The following is a 15,638-nucleotide window of genomic DNA, read 5'->3' on the forward strand; positions in this document are numbered from 1 at the left end:
GCCCTGAGGCTTTCAGCTGCTCGACCAGGTCCTGGCCCGAGGGCTCGCCTGGGTTCTTCTCGTCGATCATGGTCATGATTCTTACCGTTCCTCTCGGTACGGCTTACACAGACCATCTGACACGCCCTGAGAAGGTGTTCCGCTCCAATAACGACCGCGTGGTGGCGCAGAACAACCTGGACATCCGGGTGATCCTCGGCAACCCGCCGTACTCGGTGGGGCAGACCTCCGGCAACGACGACAACGCGAACCTGAGCTACCCGACCTTGGACGCATCCATCCGGGACAGCTACGCGAAGCTCTCGACAGCGCAGAACAAGAATTCGCTCTATGACTCGTACATCCGGGCCATTCGGTGGGGGTCTGACCGGCTGCTGAAATCGGAGCAGGGCGGAGTGCTCTGTTATGTGTCCAACGGCGGGTACATCGACGGGAACACGGCGGCTGGTCTGCGCAAGACGTTGTACTCCGAGTTCCACGAGGTCTACGTGTATAACCTCCGGGGGAACACACGGACGTCTGGGGAGAGAGCTCGTCGCGAAGGTGGGCAGATCTTTGGTCCGGGCAGTAGGGCAACCGTGGCCGTGCTTCTGCTGGTGAAGCGGCCCGGAGATGTGGAGGCGGCGCGCCTGCACTACAAGGACATCGGCGACTACCTAGACCGGGAGGCCAAACTGAACCTGGTGGATCAGGCGACGCTGGGGTCTCTGAACTGGCAGGAGATCACCCCGAACGCCGAGGGTGATTGGATCAATCAGCGGGATGAACGGTTCCACACATTCCATCCGCTGTCCATGAAAGACGGTCGCAACGCAATTTTTGCGTCCAATGGCGCTGGACTCCAGACGAATCGTGATGCCTGGGTCTACTCTGATTCAAAGGAATCCCTTCATGAGAAAGTGAAACGTATTTCTGATTACTTCAATGCTGGCATAGAAGCTGGTCAACGCGACATGGACCCCAGCCACGTTAGCTGGAGCTCGTCACTCGTTGCGCGTCACGAGGCGGGCCGGAAGATCTGCGTCAACCCGATTCGGTTCCACCCGGCGTCGTATCGCCCATTCAACAAGCGTTACGTCATAGCAAATCTCGATTTGATCCACCGCCCGGCCGCTATGCGACGATTTTTTCCGGATGAGAATTCGAAAAACGTAGGTTTTTATATGGTGGGTCCTGGTAGCGATAAGGGGTTCAGTGTTTTGGCGACGGACGCTCTGCCGGATCTCGCCTATTGGGGATCTGGACAGGGTCAGTTCTTTCCTCGCTACACCCACGTCGAGTCTGAGGGTGACTTGTTTGCCGAAGCCGCGATGACAACCTCGGGCAGTGCGGCCTACACGCGAGTGGACAACATCACGGACGCCACCCTGGCGTCCTACCGTGCCAAATACGGCGAGGCGGTGGCCAAGGACGACATCTTCTACTACGTCTACGGCGTGCTGCACTCGCCCGATTACCGGGAGAGGTTCGCAGCGGACCTGAGGAAGATGCTGCCCCGCATCCCGCAGGTGCCGTCGTCGGACTTCCGGGCGTTCTCCGATGTAGGCCGGGCACTCTCCGAGTTGCATATCGGCTACGAGTCCGTGGAGCCCTACTCGCTGCAGGAGCACTGGGCCATCGATCCGGAGGCGCTCAACGAGGTCGAGCGCTACCGCGTCACCCAGATGAAGTACGGCGGCAAGGCTGGCGCGTGGGACAAGACCACCGTGAAGTACAACGGCTACCTCACCCTGACCGGGCTGCCGGAAGAGGCCCAGCGGTACACGCTCGGCTCCCGGTCTGCCGTGGACTGGATCCTCGAGCGCTACCAGGTGAAGACGGACAAGGCTTCGGGTATCGTCAATGACCCGAATGACTGGGGTCTCGAGCACGGCGACCCTCGCTACATCCGCGATCTCCTCGGCCGCATCGTGACGGTAAGCGTGGAGACCATGAAGATCGTCGATGCACTGCCGACGCTGGAGGTGGAGTGATGGGACGCTGGGAGCCGGAGATTCCGGATGGGTTGCGTTTAGGAAATGCCAGGAATGGCGGCGGGGCCAAGACCGGTCACCTTTTCGACGATCAAGGGAAACTCCGCGGTCATGCGGCATGGCGGTGGGTCGAGGACGGGCCGACGGGCGGGGCCTCCAGCCACCGCATTGGCGGCCAGGCCGCCCAGGAGTGGGAGGCGCTCCTTGTGCTGGCAGCTGGTGCGCTCGTGCGTGTCGGCATCCGTTATGCCCTACCCGCCGTTGGGCGTTGGGCAGGCGCAGTCGCCGTTCCCAAGGCTCGAGCACTCTGGGCCCGTTTGACGCGGACCGAACGACTGCAGCAGGTCCGGCAGGTGCAGGTTGTTGCAGCCATGTCACCTCAGGCCTTCCGCCGGTCTGTGGAACACACACTCCAAGCCATCCGGGATGACCCGAGTGGGCAGGCGGCCCGTGCGAATCTTGTCAGCGTTTTCATGCTCGGCCTCGCCCTGCGCGATCGGATGGCGACAGCGGATGCTGCCGGTGCCGACAAGACCGATGCCTCAGTGGTGCGTCGCGACGAGTGGGAAAAGGCAGTGGCCCGACTCCAATCGGACGACGTGACACGGATCGTGGCTGACGCGCTCCGGGCCCCTGGAAAGGCTTCGGATCCTGAATCCATCCGGCGCATGATCGACGCGCCGATGGCGCATGCCCAGCTCGAACGAGCACTCACCGTCGCCAGCATGGCGGAGCGCGGCGAGGGTTAGAACCTGGGGACGTGTCGGACCGGCATCGGTCCAGCGGGGTGGAAGCGACTTCGCGCCAGGGTGGCCGACCACACCCTCGCCTCCATGGCCCCAGCGGCACCCAGCGCCTAGACTGTCCGGGACCCGCGCCCCGATGACCGTGCTCCCGTGAGCCCCCGGAATCCGCGGATTCTCAACGAATTCTTCTGAAGGATGTGCCCTGCCGTGACCGAGACCCAGCAGTCCCACCTCGTCGAGGCGATCAACTGGAACCGCATTCAGGACGAGAAGGACGTGGAGGTGTGGAACCGCCTCGTCAACAACTTCTGGCTGCCGGAGAAGGTGCCGCTGTCCAACGACGTCCAGTCCTGGTCCCACCTCACGGATGAGGAGCGGCTGCTCTCCATGCGCGTGTTCACGGGCCTGACGCTGCTGGACACGATCCAGGGCACCGTGGGCGCCGTCTCCCTCATCCCGGACGCCATGACCCCGCACGAGGAGGCCGTCCTCACGAACATCGCGTTCATGGAGTCGGTGCACGCGAAGTCGTACTCCTCGATCTTCTCCACGCTGGCCTCCACCCCGGAGATCGACGAGGCGTTCCGCTGGTCCCGTGAGAACCGGAACCTGCAGGCCAAGGCCGGCCTGATCGTGGAGCGCTATGACGGCCAGGACCCGTACAAGAAGAAGATCGCCTCCACCCTGCTCGAGTCCTTCCTCTTCTACTCGGGCTTCTACTGGCCCATGTACCTCTCCGCGCACGCCCGTCTCACCAACACCGCCGACCTGATCCGCCTGATCATCCGCGACGAGGCCGTGCACGGGTACTACATCGGCTACAAGTACCAGCGGAGCATCGAGACTCTGCCGGAGGAGAAGCGGGAGGAGCTCAAGGCGTTCACCTTCGAGCTGCTGTTCGAGCTGTACGAGAACGAAGTCGAGTACACCCATGACCTCTACGACGCCGTCGGCCTGGCCGAGGACGTGAAGAAGTTCCTGCACTACAACGCGAACAAGGCGCTGATGAACCTGGGCTACGAGCCCATGTTCCCGGCCGAGACCACGAACGTGAACCCCGCCATCCTCTCCGCACTCTCCCCGAACTCGGACGAGAACCACGACTTCTTCTCCGGATCCGGCTCCTCCTACGTGATCGGCAAGGCCGAGAACACCGAGGACGAGGACTGGGACTTCTGATCCCGTCCGCCTGAGCCCCGTCCCGACGACGGCCGGTCGCCTCCCCGCGGAGGCGCCCGGCCGTCGTCGTCCCGCGAGAGGCATCACACGTCGGCCCCGGGCCCCGCAGTATGACGCTGCGCGTCACCGCCCTGCCCGATGGAGCGCACACGCTGCGATAGGCTTGGGCCCAGCTTCAGGAGAAGCGGCTGTGGACCCCGCCTCGGCGGGTCCACGTGGTCCCACGACGAGCCGCTCGCCAACCCCATGTTCACGGGTGGCAACGGACCGAGAAGCGGCCCGCCTCCGCTGCGTGCAGACCCCTCGAGGGGAGCCCGCGGTGACTGGGGGACGGGCAAGAGCAGCGTTCGAAAGGATCCCGGCCTCCGGCTCGGGGCGTCTCTCGCCCCCCGCCCGCCGTGCTGTGCCCCGCGGGGAATCACCCACCGCACGGCCCACCCCGCACCGTTCCGCACCCGCCGTGCCCACCCGCGCCGGCGACGTCGCACCGTCCTCCAAGGAGAACCCCATGACGACCCCCTCGAACATCTCCCGCCGCTCCTTCGCCGGCCTGTCCTTGGCCGCCGTCGGCGCGTTCGCCCTGACCGCCTGCAACTCGCAGGCCGAGAAGAAGGGCGACGACGGCGCCCAGACCGTGCGCATCGGCGTCGTGTCCGAGAACGAGACGCACCGCGCCCTGGTGAAGCTCGCCAAGGAGAAGCACGGCATCGACGTCGAGATCCGCAACTTCACCGAGTACACGCAGCCGAACCCGGCGCTGGACAACGGCGACATCGACATGAACTGGTTCCAGCACATCGCCTACCTGGCCGACTACAACCAGGCCTCCGGCAAGGACCTGACGCTGATCGGGACCACCGAGATCATCCCGCTGCCCCTGTACTCCAAGAAGTACAAAGACGTCTCCGAGTTCAAGAAGGGCGACACCGTCGCCATCCCGAACGACACCGTGAACCAGGCCCGCGCCATCAACGTGCTCGTCGCCGCCGGCCTGTTGAAGCTGTCCAACGAGACCATCCGCCCGGAGCCGAAGGACATCGACGAGGCCGCCTCCACCGTGAAGGTCCAGACCGTGGCCGCCCAGCAGACCGTGAACGCGCTCGAGTCCGTCCAGGGCGCGGTCATCAACAACACCTTCTCGGCCGACGCCGGCATCGACACGAACACCGCCCTGTTCAAGGACGATCCCAAGGACGACTCCGCCAAGCCGTACGTCAACGGCTTCGCCGTGCGTCGCGAGGACCGCGACAACGAGACCTACAAGAAGATCGCGGCCCTGTACCACGAGCAGCCCGTGCTGGATGAGTCCGCGAAGCTCTCCTCCGACACGAGCGTGCCGGTGCAGCTCGACACCGCCCAGATCGACGAGACCCTGAAGCAGTACCAGGACGCGATCGCGAAGCAGGGCGCCTGATCCATGGCAGGTTCCCATACGTCCGACCGTGACGCGGTCACCCCGGGGCGCCCCTCCGCGGGCGCCCCGGGGGAGCCGGTCATCGTCTTCGACCACGTCAGCCGCGTCTACGCCACCAAGAAGGGTGCCGGTGTGAAGGCCGTGGACGACGTCTCGCTCGCCGTGAACCGCGGCGAGGTCTTCGGCGTCATCGGCTTCTCCGGCGCCGGCAAGTCCACCCTGATCCGCATGATCAACGGGCTGGAGAAGCCGACGTCGGGCACCGTCACGGTGCTGGGCCAGCAGGTCTCCCATCTCTCCGAAGCGAAGCTGCGTCCGCTGCGCACCCGCATCGGCATGGTGTTCCAGCAGTTCAACCTGCTGACCTCCCGCACGGTGGCCGGGAACATCGAGTTCGCTCTGGACACGGCCGGCTGGCCGCGGTCCAAACGCCGCGCTCGCGTGGCGGAGCTGCTCGAGTTCGTCGGCCTGGCGGACAAGGCCAAGCACTACCCGGAGCAGCTCTCGGGCGGCCAGAAGCAGCGCGTCGGCATCGCCCGCGCCCTGGCCGCCGAGCCGGAGATCCTGCTCGCAGACGAGGCCACCAGCGCCCTGGATCCCTCGACGACGCACGAGGTGCTCTCCGTGCTGCGCCGCGTCAACGAGGAGCTCGGGGTCACGATCGTGGCCATCACCCACGAGATGGAGGTCATCCGCTCGATCGCCGACCGCGTCGCCGTGATGGACAGCGGCCGCGTGGTGGAGTCCGGCAAGGTCTACGACCTCTTCTCTCGGCCCGCCCACTCCGCCGACGCCGCGTCCTTCGTGGCCACGGCGCTCAAGGACCGGCCGAATGCCGAGGAGGTGGCCCGCATCCGGGCGCGCACCGAGGGTCGGCTGATCATGGTCTCGCTCAAGGACTCCGCCGCGGTCTCGGCGGTGCTCGGCACCGCATCGACGCGCGGCGTGGGCTTCGAGATCGTCCACGGCGGCATGTCCGCCACCAAGGACTCCGCGTACGGCCTGCTCACCGTGGCGCTCACGGGCGAGGCCGCCGCGGTGGACGCGTTTGTCGCGGACCTGGCCGGCGCCGGAGACGTGCAGGAGGTGCACCAGTGATCGACCGATTCCAGAACCTCGACTGGGGGTACTACGGCCCCGAGCTGATGACCGCCGTGGGGGACACCCTCTACATGGTCGGCTGGTCCTTCATCCTCGGCGGCATCCTCGGCCTGCTGGTCGGGCTCGTCCTCTACACCACGCGCCCGGGCGGCATCTTCGCCAACCGTGCCGTCTACCTGGTCACGAACTTCATCGTGAACCTCATCCGGCCCATCCCGTTCGTCATCCTCATCGCCGCCCTGCAGCCGCTGACCATCGCGGTGCTCGGCACCGGCATCGGCAACACCGCCGTGGTGTTCTGCATGATCTGGGCGTCCACGTTCGGCATCGCCCGCATCGTGGAGCAGAACCTCGTCTCGCTGGACCCCGGCGTGATCGAGGCCGCCCGCGCGATGGGCGCCTCCCGCATGCGGATCGTGCGCGCCGTGGTGCTGCCCGAGGCCCTCGGCCCGCTGATCCTCGGCTTCACGTTCGTGATCATCTCGCTCGTGGACATGTCCGCGATGGCGGGCATCATCGGCGGCGGCGGCGTCGGCAACTTCGCCATCGTGGAGGGCTACAACCGGTTCCGTCCGGAGGTCACCTGGCTGGCCGTGATCGTGGTGATCGTGTTCGTCCAGGCGCTGCAGCTGATCGGCAACGGCATCGCCCGCAAGGTCATGCGCCGCTGAACCCCGGCTCGGTCCGCACGACGACGGCCGGTGACATCCCGCGGGGACGTCACCGGCCGTCGTCGTCGTTCTGGCAGACTTCGGCCCATGACCGACATCACCTCCACCCCCGCGACCTCCGTCGCCGGCGATCCCCTGGCCTTCTACGTCCGCCTCGGCGAGCCCACCGTGGACGCCGACGGCGTCCGCACCTCCCGCGTGCGCTCCACCGTGCACGCCCAGGGCGCATGGCGGGAAGAGGAGATGCACATGGCCGCCGTCTCGGGCCTGCTGCTGCACGAGGTGGCTGCGCACGAGACCACTCCCGGGCTGCGGGTGGGACGGCTCTCCTACGACATCCTGGGCACGCTCTGGTCGGGCGAGCTCGAGGTGGTCACGCGCACCCTGCGTCCGGGCCGCACCATCGAGCTTGTCGAGTCCGTGCTCCACGCCCGGGGCCGCACCGTGCTGACCCTGCGCGCCTGGCTGCTGTCCACCTCGGACACCTCCGCCGTCGCTCAGCTGCCGGACGAGCCCCTCCCGCCGCGCTCGCAGGCGCAGTCGCACAACGCGCTCCACGGATGGGGAGGCGGGTACATCGCCTCCCTCGACGGCGTCGTCCTGCCCGGCCACGGGCCGGGCCACGGCCGGGTGTGGCTCACCACGGACCGCGAGATGGTGGCGGGGGAGAGCACGAGCGACCTGGTGCGCCTGATCAGCCTCACCGACGCGGCCAACGGGATCGCCCCGGCCCTGCCGGCGAAACCGGGCGGGTGGTTCTTCCCCAACGTGGACCTGCAGATCCACCTGTACCGCGAGCCCACCGGCCACTGGCTCGGCCTCGCGGGGCAGGTCACGGTGGGCCCGGACGGCGTGGGCCTGACCAGCACCGTCCTCCACGACGACGACGGCCCCTTCGCCCACGCCGAGCAGACCCTCACCCTGCGCTCCTGGCCGGCCGAGGGCGGCCTGTGAGCGCAGCTCCCCGGCTGCGCTGGGCCGTGCAGGAGCGGACCCTCGGGGCCGCTGAAGACCTCGACTGGGCCATGGACGAGCTGGCCGTCTTCCGCGCCGCCGCGGCCGAGGGAAGGGCCCTCGAGGACCTGATCCGCGTCTACGTGCCCGAACCGACGGTCCCGTTCGGCCAGCGCGACGCCCGGCTGCCCGGCTTCGCGGCCGCGGCCGCGGCGGCCCGCGCCCACGGCTTCGAGCCGGTGGTGCGCCGGGCCGGCGGACGGGCGGCGGCCTACCACCACGGCTGCCTGGTGGTGGACCACCTGAGCCAGCAGGAGGACGCGGCACTCACGCAGCAGGCCCGGTTCGCCGAGTTCGCCGACCTGTTCGTGCGGGCGTTCGCGCGCGTGGACGTGCCCGCCTCCGTGGGCGAGATCCCGGGGGAGTACTGCCCGGGCGAGTTCTCCGTGCAGGGCCCTGCGCCGACATACCCGGTGAAGCTGGCCGGCTCCGCGCAGCGCGTGGTGAAGGGGGCGTTCCTGTTCTCCACCCACGTGGTGGTGTCCGACCCCGCTCCGCTGCGGGCCGTGCTCGTCGACGTCTACCGGGAGCTCGGTCTGGACATGGACCCCCGCACGGCGGGCGCGGCCGAGGACGTGCGCCCCGGGGTGATCGTCCCCGCGTTCGCCGCGGCCCTGCGGGAGGAGTACACGGCGTGGGCGGCCGCCGCCGGGCTCGAGGTGGTAGACGAGCAGCTCGCCGTCCTCGCTGCGGGCACCTCCGGCTGAGGGCACGGGCGGCCAGACTGCGGGCGGGCCGTCAGGCCGTGAGATCCGCGATGATCTCCCGCTTGCGTCGCGGGGTGAAGCCGGCCGCCACGGCCGCCGCCCGGCGCGCCGCGTCCGTCCGGTACAGGGACCAGCCCCGCTGCACGAGGAACGGCAGCGGCTTGCGGCGTTCGGCGACGTCGCGCACGAACCGGCGGGCCGCCGTCGTGGTCCGCGCCTGGTCGATGTACCAGGCCGCGTAGCCGACCCCGGCCCGGTCCAGGGCGGCGGGCATGCGCTCGGCGAAGATGCCCTCCGCCACGATCACCCCGCCCGGCTCGAGCGCGACGGTGCTGTGCCCGCGGACGGAGGACGTGGAGATGTCGTAGTCGGGCACACGCGTGGCGCCCTCCTCGAGCAGTTCGACGACCGCGTCCACGGCCGCCTGCTCATCCCATGTTCCGGGGTGGTCCCAGTCGATCTCGCCGTAGGGGGTGCGCGGGAACACGGGGCCGGGCCCGCCCGCGGCGCCGTCGTCGGACTGCGGACGGTAGAACGCATCGAGCGAGAGGTGGGGCCGGCCGTGCCGCCGGGCCAGGTAGGACTTGCCGGAGCCCGACGCGCCGCCGAGCAGGATCACGGAGGGAGGGGGCGAGGCGGGGAGGATGGTCACGGGGGACCATTCTTCCCCACCTCGGCGCGTCCTCAGTGGCCGCGGTCGATCCACTCCTGCAGGTGCGGCTTCTCCGTGCCGATCGTGGTGGAGTCGCCGTGGCCGGTGTGGACCACGGTGGCCTCCGGCAGCGAGAGCAGGCGCTCGCGGATGGACTCGATGATCGTGTCGAAGTCCGAGTACGAGCGGCCGGTGGCGCCGGGCCCGCCCTGGAACAGGGTGTCGCCGGAGAACACGACGCCGGTCGGGGCGCCGTCGTCGCCGGCCTCGCCCAGGGCGGGGGCGTACAGGCAGACCGAGCCGGGGGAGTGGCCGGGGGTGTGCAGCACCCGCAGCTCGACGCCGGCCACGCGCAGGACGTCGCCCTCGGCGAGCGCGCCATCGGGCTCCTCGTCGGGGAAGACGTCGTCCCAGAGCATGCGGTCGGCGGGGTGGAGCAGCGCGGGGGCGTCCACCATCTGGCGGAACTCCTGGACCTGGCGGATGTGGTCGTCGTGGCCGTGGGTGAGGACGATGGCCAGCACCTGGCGGCCGTTCACCTTCTTCCAGACGGCCGAGGCATCATGGGCCGGGTCGATGACGACGCACTGCTCCGCGCCGCCGACGATCCACACGTTGTTGTCCACGTCGAACGTCTCCCCGTCCAGGGAGAACGTGCCGGAGGTGACCAGGTGATCGATGCGCGCCATCAGAGCACCACCACCGAGCGCAGGACCTCGCCGGACTTCATCGTCTCGAAGGCCTCGTTCACCTCGTCCAGGGCGATGGTCTCCGTGACGAACTCGTCCAGCGGCAGGCGGCCCAGGCGGTACTGGTCCACGAGCATCGGGAAGTCGCGCTCCGGCAGGCAGTCGCCGTACCACGAGGACTTCAGCGCGCCGCCGCGGCCGAAGACCTCCAGCAGGGGCAGCTTCAGCTCCATGCCGGGGGTGGGCACGCCCACCAGGACGACGCGGCCGGCCAGGTCCCGGGCGTAGAACGCCTGCTCGTAGGTCTCCGGGCGGCCGACCGCCTCGATGACCACGTCGGCGCCGAAGCCGCCGGTCGCCGCGCGGATGGCCTCCACGGGGTCCTCGTCCTTCGAGTTCACGGTGTGGGTGGCGCCGAGCTCCTCGGCCTTCGCGAGCTTCTTGGCGTCGATGTCCACCGCGATGATCGTGGTGGCGCCGGCGAGCTTCGCCCCGGCGATCGCGGCCACGCCGACGCCGCCGCAGCCGATCACGGCCACGGACTCGCCGAGCTTGACCTCGCCGGTGTTGATGGCCGCGCCGATGCCGGCCATGATCCCGCATCCGAGCAGGCCGACCGCGGCCTGTTCCTCGGGAGTGTCGACGCCGTCGACCTTGGTGCACTGCTTGGCGTGGACGAGCGTCTTGTCCGCGAACGCCCCGATGCCCAGGGCCGGGGACAACTCCGTGCCGTCCTCCAGGGTCATCTTCTGGGTCGCGTTGTGGGTGTTGAAGCAGTACTTCGGCTCGCCCTTGCGGCACGCGCGGCACTCGCCGCACACGGCGCGCCAGTTGAGGATCACGGTGTCGCCGACCTGGACGTGGTCGACGCCCTCGCCGATCGCGGAGACCACACCCGTGGCCTCGTGGCCGAGCAGGTACGGGTACTCGTCGCCGATCCCGCCCTGCTGGTAGTGCAGATCCGTGTGGCAGACGCCGCAGGTCTTGATGTCGACGACGGCCTCGCCGGGTCCCGGATCGGGGATGACGATGGTCTCGATGGTGACGGGGGCGTCCTTCGCCATGGCGACGACGCCGCGGACCTTCTGGGACACGTTGTTCCTCCTGGTGGTGGGGATCTGCCCGAGGCCGCGCATGCGTGAGGCGGCGCGGCGGGCGGGCTCGTTCTGCCCATCCCATCACAGGACCCTGTGCGACGCATCGGTGAGCAGCCGGGGGGCCTGGTGTATGGCGTCACCATGGCGGCCGGGGGAGACTGCAACCTGACCCGCAACACCGATGTGAACGGAGGGGCGAACCGTGGCAGGACATGGCAGAGACGAGGACGAGGCGTACGAGGCTCCGGAGGCTCCAGCCGGGGCTCCGGCCGGTGCCGGCACGCTCGCTCAGTGGCGCATCCCGCTGGTGGGGCTGCTGATCGGCGTCGGCCTGGGAGTGGTGTTCGGACTGGGCACCGAGAGTCCCTGGGGCACTGTGCTCGGCTGCGCGATGATGGGCTTCGCCCTCGGCATCGCGTGGATGTATGTCGATCGTGGCCGGGACGGGAGGGACCGCTGACGTGTGCGGCCGCTACGTGATGGCCCGCGCCACGAGCGACCTGGTGGCCCTGGGCGATGCCGAGACGAATGAGGAGCTGGTGCTGCGCCAGAGCTGGAACGTGGCGCCGACAGCCGAGGTGCCGATCCTCGTGGCGCATGCGGACGACGTCGGCGCCGGAGTGACCCGGCGGATCCACGTGGCACGCTGGGGCCTGGTGCCGCCGTGGGCGAAGGAGCTGTCCGTGGGGTCCCGTGCGTTCAACGCGCGCTCGGAGACCGTGGCCTCCAAGCCGACGTTCCGGGCCGCCGTCCGCGCTCGACGCTGCGCCGTGCCGGTGGAGGGCTACTACGAGTGGAAGACGCCGGAGCCTGGCGCCAAGGGTCCCGACGGGCGGGCCGCGAAGAAGCAGCCCTACTACGTGCACCCGGCCGGGGCCGGGGACGGCGAGGGGCCGGTCATCTGGTTCGCCGGCCTGTACGAGTGGTGGCAGGACCCCGAGGCCAAGGCCGCGGGGGAGGACGCCTGGGTCCTCTCGACGACGATCCTCACCATGGCCGCGCCCGACGCGGACGACGACGATCCGGTGCTCGCCGCACTCGGCCAGCTGCACGACCGGATGCCCGTGCCCATGGACGCCGAGGCGATGGACCGGTGGCTCGCCCCGGACACGCTCGGGTCCGCAGAAGAAGCCGACGCCCTCGTGGGCGAGGTGTGCGCCGGCGCGTACGACGTCGCGGCGGGCTGGTCGCTGCGGCCCGTGGGGGGCGCCGTGGGGAACGTGCGGAACAACGGGCCGGAGCTGATCCAGGAGATGAGAGAGCATCAGGGAACGCTGCTCTGAAGGACGGGGCGACGGGGATGACCTGCCCGTGAGGCGCGGGAACGCGGTGCCGCGGCATCGTGATCGGATCGAGACGGATCCGAGACCGTTCTGAACTCCCCCTGAGAATGGGCTCTGCGTAGCGTGGGTGTCACCGGGCCGGTATGAGCGCCGCATCTTTCGGAGGGGTGCCACGGCGAGGCCGGAGACGGCCATCTCCTGTTCGCCCTGTCCGTGGACGGCACCCCGGTGGCCGCCGCCCTCTACGATGAGGCCGCCGGCACTCCGGAGGGCAACAGAGGCCCCTCTGCCGGGCTCGTCTACGCGTGGGGGGAGCACAGCCTGGCCGACCCCGTGTTCGGGGACAACCCCGAGTGGTTCTTCACGCTGGAGCACGCCGAGTCGGGCGTGCTGCTGCCGTTCCGGTCCGAAGGCCTGGGCGACGACGCGGCGGTCGCGGAACTCTCGTGGGGTCCGCGCTGGGGTGCCCTCTGGCGCGACACCACGGTGGACTCCTTCACCGGGTTTCACTACCTCGCCGACGCGACATACCCGACCGACGACCGCCTCGTCCTCGACTGGTCGCTGGACGGGATGACCAAGAGTGAGGACGTCATCATCACCCAGGACGCGGCGCGGTCCGACGTCTTCGCGCTCGTCGAGTTGCTCGCGGACGGGCAGAAGCCTTGGGCCCTGAACGTGCCGGCGGGGGAGGACGCCCCGTCTCCCGGCGAGGCGGACCCGGTGCCGCCCGCCGAGCAGGAGCCCGTCGACACTCCGGCTCCCGTGGCCGGGGAGGAACCGGGGGAGGGAACGGGCGGGGAGGAGACCCACACGACCCCGGACACGGTCGAGACCGGGCGTGAAGTTCCGGCGGGTGCGCTCGGAGCGCTCGCGGCCCTCGGTGCGGGACTCGTGCTCACGGCCCGGGGGCGGGTGCGCCGGGTCTGACACACCCGGCCGATGAGTGGGCCGCGGGGCGGTGGACGGGAGACCGTCGGCCGCCCCGCGGTCTGTGCTCAGCCGGCCGGAGCGGATTCGATGGGGCCGGTGCAGCCCCAGGCTGAGGAGTCGACGCTGCAGTCATCGGCGACATTGCGGGTGATGGTGCGCCAGATGTTCGCGGTGACGGGGGCCGAGTCGAGGCTGATGGTGCCTGGGATGAGCACCCACTCGCCCCCGGCCTCCCGGTATTCGCCGATGTACACGGTGGTGAGGCGGACCGTGTACTGCCCGGTGTCCTCGTACACGTGGCTCGTGGGGGTGGGGACGTTGAACTCCGGCTGGCTCTGGCCTGCGACCGAGGTGGTCTTGGTGGGGGACCCGTCCCCGTAATCCCAGTGGAAGCTCACCGGCGTGGCGCGGAGTTCGACCTCGACCCCGTTGAGGGTGGTGACGAGCGTGCGTGTTTCGGCGTCTGCGTAGAAGTTGGTCTCCGCATTGCGGATCCCGCGTCCGCCGTTGTCCGACCGGATCTCAGGCTCCAGCACGAGGAGCGTGCGGACCTCGTCGATGGACACGGGCGGGGCGCCGTCTGCTGCTGGGGCTGGCGAACCCGCAGTAACGCATTCCGGCCGGCTGTAATAGGGATCCCTATCTGGGCGAGTTGTGTCGACGAACTGCTCACGTACCCATGCCCCTTCTGGGCAAAAGGCCTCGGTCTGTTCGCGACACGTCCCAAAATCGGAATTATTCTCTTGATTCGGAAAACAGGCGTCTACAGTGCGCTGCTCGATTGCCGGCTTTTCTCTGGCTCCTGGAGCGGCAACTTCGGATACCGGTTCGGAGGCCGGCTGAGGGGGCTGTGTTCGCGACTGTTTCTTGCACTGCGTTCGAATCCTAAATTCGACGTCTTCTCGCTTGCCACTAATGGGAACATCGGTGCAGGGCTTCGCGCGCTGTGCGTGTGCCGATGGCGCTTGAATCAGCGTTAGGGCAATGCAAGCAGTTACTATCGCAATCAAAATACGCGAGATGGAAGGCATTATTGAGCATCCTGGTGATTTTGCATCTCATCGATCACCCAGTGGCCCTTGGAGGGTTCGTAGACTACGTCGGCCAGCCAGGTCTCGTCGTGAGTTTCCACCCCACTGGCAGAGTCGTCTCTAACGCCCTGTGAGTCGAAGACCTCTACAGCGGATGCGTCACGAACAAGAGTAGCGGTGTAGCCAAACTCTGACGGGGTGAGAGTCAACGATTTGATCGAGGTGTGCTCTCCCGTCGACCAGCCACCTTCTTTGTAGTGCTGGGCAGTTGAGTCGGATACGGCTTGGCAAAGCTCGCAGTATTCGCTGTATGTCGAATCAAAATCAGCGGTTTCTCCGGTCTGGTCAGTGTAGTAAATGGCCTCCCAGAAATAGCGAATTGCCGCCTCGGCGCCCTCCTTGGTCTCTTCCTTCATGGCGGCGGGCATCTCCGGCTTGGGCACGTTCCGCGCGGGGCCGTCGGCAGACGCGGGCACGTATTCGCCGGACCCGCTCTCCGTGGCCGTGGGGGATGAGCTGACGCCTGCGGTCTCACTCGTGCTCGCGGGCGCGGACGTCTCGACGGCGGGCTTGGCGGACGAGGGTGACGTCGTCGACGACTCGGCGGGCTCGGACTGCCCGCCACAGGCGGTCAGTGCGAGCGCCAAGGCCACGCTGAGCGTGCCGGCCTGGGCGAATCGGTGGCGGCGCAGGGCGCGCCCGGGTGCGGTGAGAGACATTTCCCCTCCAACTGGACGTCCGTCGTGTGTCCGCGCCTCCCGCGCTGATCCCGCAACGCGGTGCCCGTGGCATGCGAGGCCCGGTTGGTTCGGAGTATACGCAGACGGATTGTGGTCCTGCTCGCATTGTCCACAGGACCGTGCCGGCGCACTTCTTCCGGCCCAAGAGACGATTTTCTCGTGCGTGTGCGCCCCAAGGTCGGGTTTGAGGCCTACGGCCAGGACTCGGCCAGCCGGCCTCACGAAAAGGGCGTTCCCGGCCTCGCCCGTCTGGGGCGATGCGTCCTTAACGTGTCCGGCGGGCGCCCTACGTTCGCACCCATCGCATTCGAACACATGTTCGAGTACGATCGGGTGTGCGGCCCCACCTTCCCACTTCTTCCCCGCGTCCGGTCCGCCGGACGGGCCGCGCTCCCATCGCCCGACGGC

The 15,638-nt window shown here is 68.4% G+C and carries 16 protein-coding genes; 11 read left to right on the top strand and 5 right to left on the bottom strand.

All coding sequences use genetic code 11. From position 1 onward, the window contains the following. Positions 1-794 precede the first annotated feature (794 nt). From O3T09_RS10990 to O3T09_RS11025, 8 genes are all read left to right on the top strand, one after another. Positions 795-1,973: a type ISP restriction/modification enzyme gene (locus O3T09_RS10990; protein ID WP_269295551.1), complete on the top strand. Its 1,179-nt coding sequence runs from the start codon at positions 795-797 to the stop codon at positions 1,971-1,973. Then, positions 1,973-2,722, top strand: coding sequence for a hypothetical protein (locus tag O3T09_RS10995; protein ID WP_136939769.1), 750 nt, complete (start codon positions 1,973-1,975; stop codon positions 2,720-2,722). Before O3T09_RS10990 ends, O3T09_RS10995 begins: the two co-directional genes overlap by 1 nt. A 192-nt stretch (positions 2,723-2,914) precedes the next feature. Further along, complete coding sequence (gene nrdF / locus O3T09_RS11000) at positions 2,915-3,898, top strand: class 1b ribonucleoside-diphosphate reductase subunit beta (RefSeq protein ID WP_205810588.1); 984 nt, start codon at positions 2,915-2,917, stop codon at positions 3,896-3,898. Positions 3,899-4,406: 508 nt separating this feature from the next. Beyond that, positions 4,407-5,312, top strand: coding sequence for a MetQ/NlpA family ABC transporter substrate-binding protein (locus O3T09_RS11005; RefSeq protein WP_144818442.1), 906 nt, complete (start codon positions 4,407-4,409; stop codon positions 5,310-5,312). 3 nt (positions 5,313-5,315) lie between these two features. Continuing rightward, positions 5,316-6,410 carry a methionine ABC transporter ATP-binding protein gene (locus O3T09_RS11010; protein WP_083325258.1) on the top strand — a complete coding sequence of 365 codons (1,095 nt, stop codon included), beginning with the start codon at positions 5,316-5,318 and terminating at the stop codon, positions 6,408-6,410. Continuing rightward, positions 6,407-7,084: a methionine ABC transporter permease gene (locus O3T09_RS11015; protein ID WP_036313181.1), complete on the top strand. Its 678-nt coding sequence runs from the start codon at positions 6,407-6,409 to the stop codon at positions 7,082-7,084. The genes O3T09_RS11010 and O3T09_RS11015 overlap by 4 nt, the downstream gene beginning before the upstream one ends. Positions 7,085-7,171: 87 nt before the next feature. After that, entirely contained in the window at positions 7,172-8,038 is an 867-nt protein-coding gene (locus tag O3T09_RS11020; protein ID WP_036313183.1) for a thioesterase family protein, read from the top strand. After that, positions 8,035-8,805, top strand: a complete 771-nt coding sequence (locus O3T09_RS11025) for a lipoate--protein ligase family protein (RefSeq protein ID WP_269295547.1) — start codon at positions 8,035-8,037, stop codon at positions 8,803-8,805. The genes O3T09_RS11020 and O3T09_RS11025 overlap by 4 nt, the downstream gene beginning before the upstream one ends. Positions 8,806-8,836: 31 nt before the next feature. Here O3T09_RS11025 and O3T09_RS11030 read toward each other — a convergent pair whose 3' ends face one another. The 3 genes from O3T09_RS11030 to O3T09_RS11040 are packed head-to-tail and all read right to left on the bottom strand — an operon-like array spanning position 8,837 to position 11,240. Beyond that, positions 8,837-9,457, bottom strand: a complete 621-nt coding sequence (locus tag O3T09_RS11030) for a uridine kinase family protein (protein WP_113914437.1) — start codon at positions 9,455-9,457, stop codon at positions 8,837-8,839. 32 nt (positions 9,458-9,489) lie between these two features. Further along, positions 9,490-10,146: an MBL fold metallo-hydrolase gene (locus O3T09_RS11035; RefSeq protein WP_036338953.1), complete on the bottom strand. Its 657-nt coding sequence runs from the start codon at positions 10,144-10,146 to the stop codon at positions 9,490-9,492. Continuing rightward, positions 10,146-11,240, bottom strand: a complete 1,095-nt coding sequence (locus tag O3T09_RS11040) for an S-(hydroxymethyl)mycothiol dehydrogenase (protein WP_269295548.1) — start codon at positions 11,238-11,240, stop codon at positions 10,146-10,148. The genes O3T09_RS11035 and O3T09_RS11040 overlap by 1 nt, the downstream gene beginning before the upstream one ends. A gap of 205 nt (positions 11,241-11,445) precedes the next feature. On the opposite strand from O3T09_RS11040, the gene O3T09_RS11045 reads away from it, so the two are divergent. The 3 genes from O3T09_RS11045 to O3T09_RS11055 all read left to right on the top strand — a co-directional run bounded on the left by O3T09_RS11045 (position 11,446) and on the right by O3T09_RS11055 (position 13,456). Then, entirely contained in the window at positions 11,446-11,703 is a 258-nt protein-coding gene (locus tag O3T09_RS11045) for a hypothetical protein (RefSeq protein ID WP_119217323.1), read from the top strand. A 1-nt stretch (position 11,704) separates the two neighbouring features. Further along, positions 11,705-12,526, top strand: coding sequence for an SOS response-associated peptidase (locus O3T09_RS11050; protein ID WP_119217919.1), 822 nt, complete (start codon positions 11,705-11,707; stop codon positions 12,524-12,526). 213 nt (positions 12,527-12,739) lie between these two features. Then, a complete protein-coding gene (locus tag O3T09_RS11055; protein WP_260849645.1) occupies positions 12,740-13,456 on the top strand; it encodes a hypothetical protein in 717 nt (238 codons plus the stop codon). Positions 13,457-13,524: 68 nt separating this feature from the next. On the opposite strand, the gene O3T09_RS11060 is transcribed toward O3T09_RS11055, so the two are convergent. Next, positions 13,525-14,025: a PKD domain-containing protein gene (locus tag O3T09_RS11060; RefSeq protein ID WP_230260529.1), complete on the bottom strand. Its 501-nt coding sequence runs from the start codon at positions 14,023-14,025 to the stop codon at positions 13,525-13,527. A 464-nt stretch (positions 14,026-14,489) separates the two neighbouring features. Beyond that, on the bottom strand, positions 14,490-15,209 hold the full coding sequence (locus O3T09_RS11065; RefSeq protein ID WP_095353990.1) for a DUF6318 family protein: 720 nt from the start codon (positions 15,207-15,209) through the stop codon (positions 14,490-14,492). Positions 15,210-15,638 lie beyond the last annotated feature (429 nt).

The organism is Micrococcus sp. H39-S4, assembly GCF_027158145.1.
GTDB lineage: Bacteria > Actinomycetota > Actinomycetes > Actinomycetales > Micrococcaceae > Micrococcus > Micrococcus luteus.

What these genes read in the sequence shown, in the direction of transcription:
- O3T09_RS10995 (WP_136939769.1), top strand. Translation starts at nt 1,973, where the DNA reads ATGGGACGCTGGGAGCCGGAGATTCCGGATGGGTTGCGTTTAGGAAAT.
- O3T09_RS11010 (WP_083325258.1), top strand. Translation starts at nt 5,316, where the DNA reads ATGGCAGGTTCCCATACGTCCGACCGTGACGCGGTCACCCCGGGGCGC.
- O3T09_RS11065 (WP_095353990.1), bottom strand. Translation starts at nt 15,209, where the DNA reads ATGTCTCTCACCGCACCCGGGCGCGCCCTGCGCCGCCACCGATTCGCC.
- O3T09_RS11020 (WP_036313183.1), top strand. Translation starts at nt 7,172, where the DNA reads ATGACCGACATCACCTCCACCCCCGCGACCTCCGTCGCCGGCGATCCC.
- O3T09_RS11005 (WP_144818442.1), top strand. Translation starts at nt 4,407, where the DNA reads ATGACGACCCCCTCGAACATCTCCCGCCGCTCCTTCGCCGGCCTGTCC.
- O3T09_RS11035 (WP_036338953.1), bottom strand. Translation starts at nt 10,146, where the DNA reads ATGGCGCGCATCGATCACCTGGTCACCTCCGGCACGTTCTCCCTGGAC.
- nrdF (WP_205810588.1), top strand. Translation starts at nt 2,915, where the DNA reads ATGTGCCCTGCCGTGACCGAGACCCAGCAGTCCCACCTCGTCGAGGCG.
- O3T09_RS10990 (WP_269295551.1), top strand. Translation starts at nt 795, where the DNA reads ATGAAAGACGGTCGCAACGCAATTTTTGCGTCCAATGGCGCTGGACTC.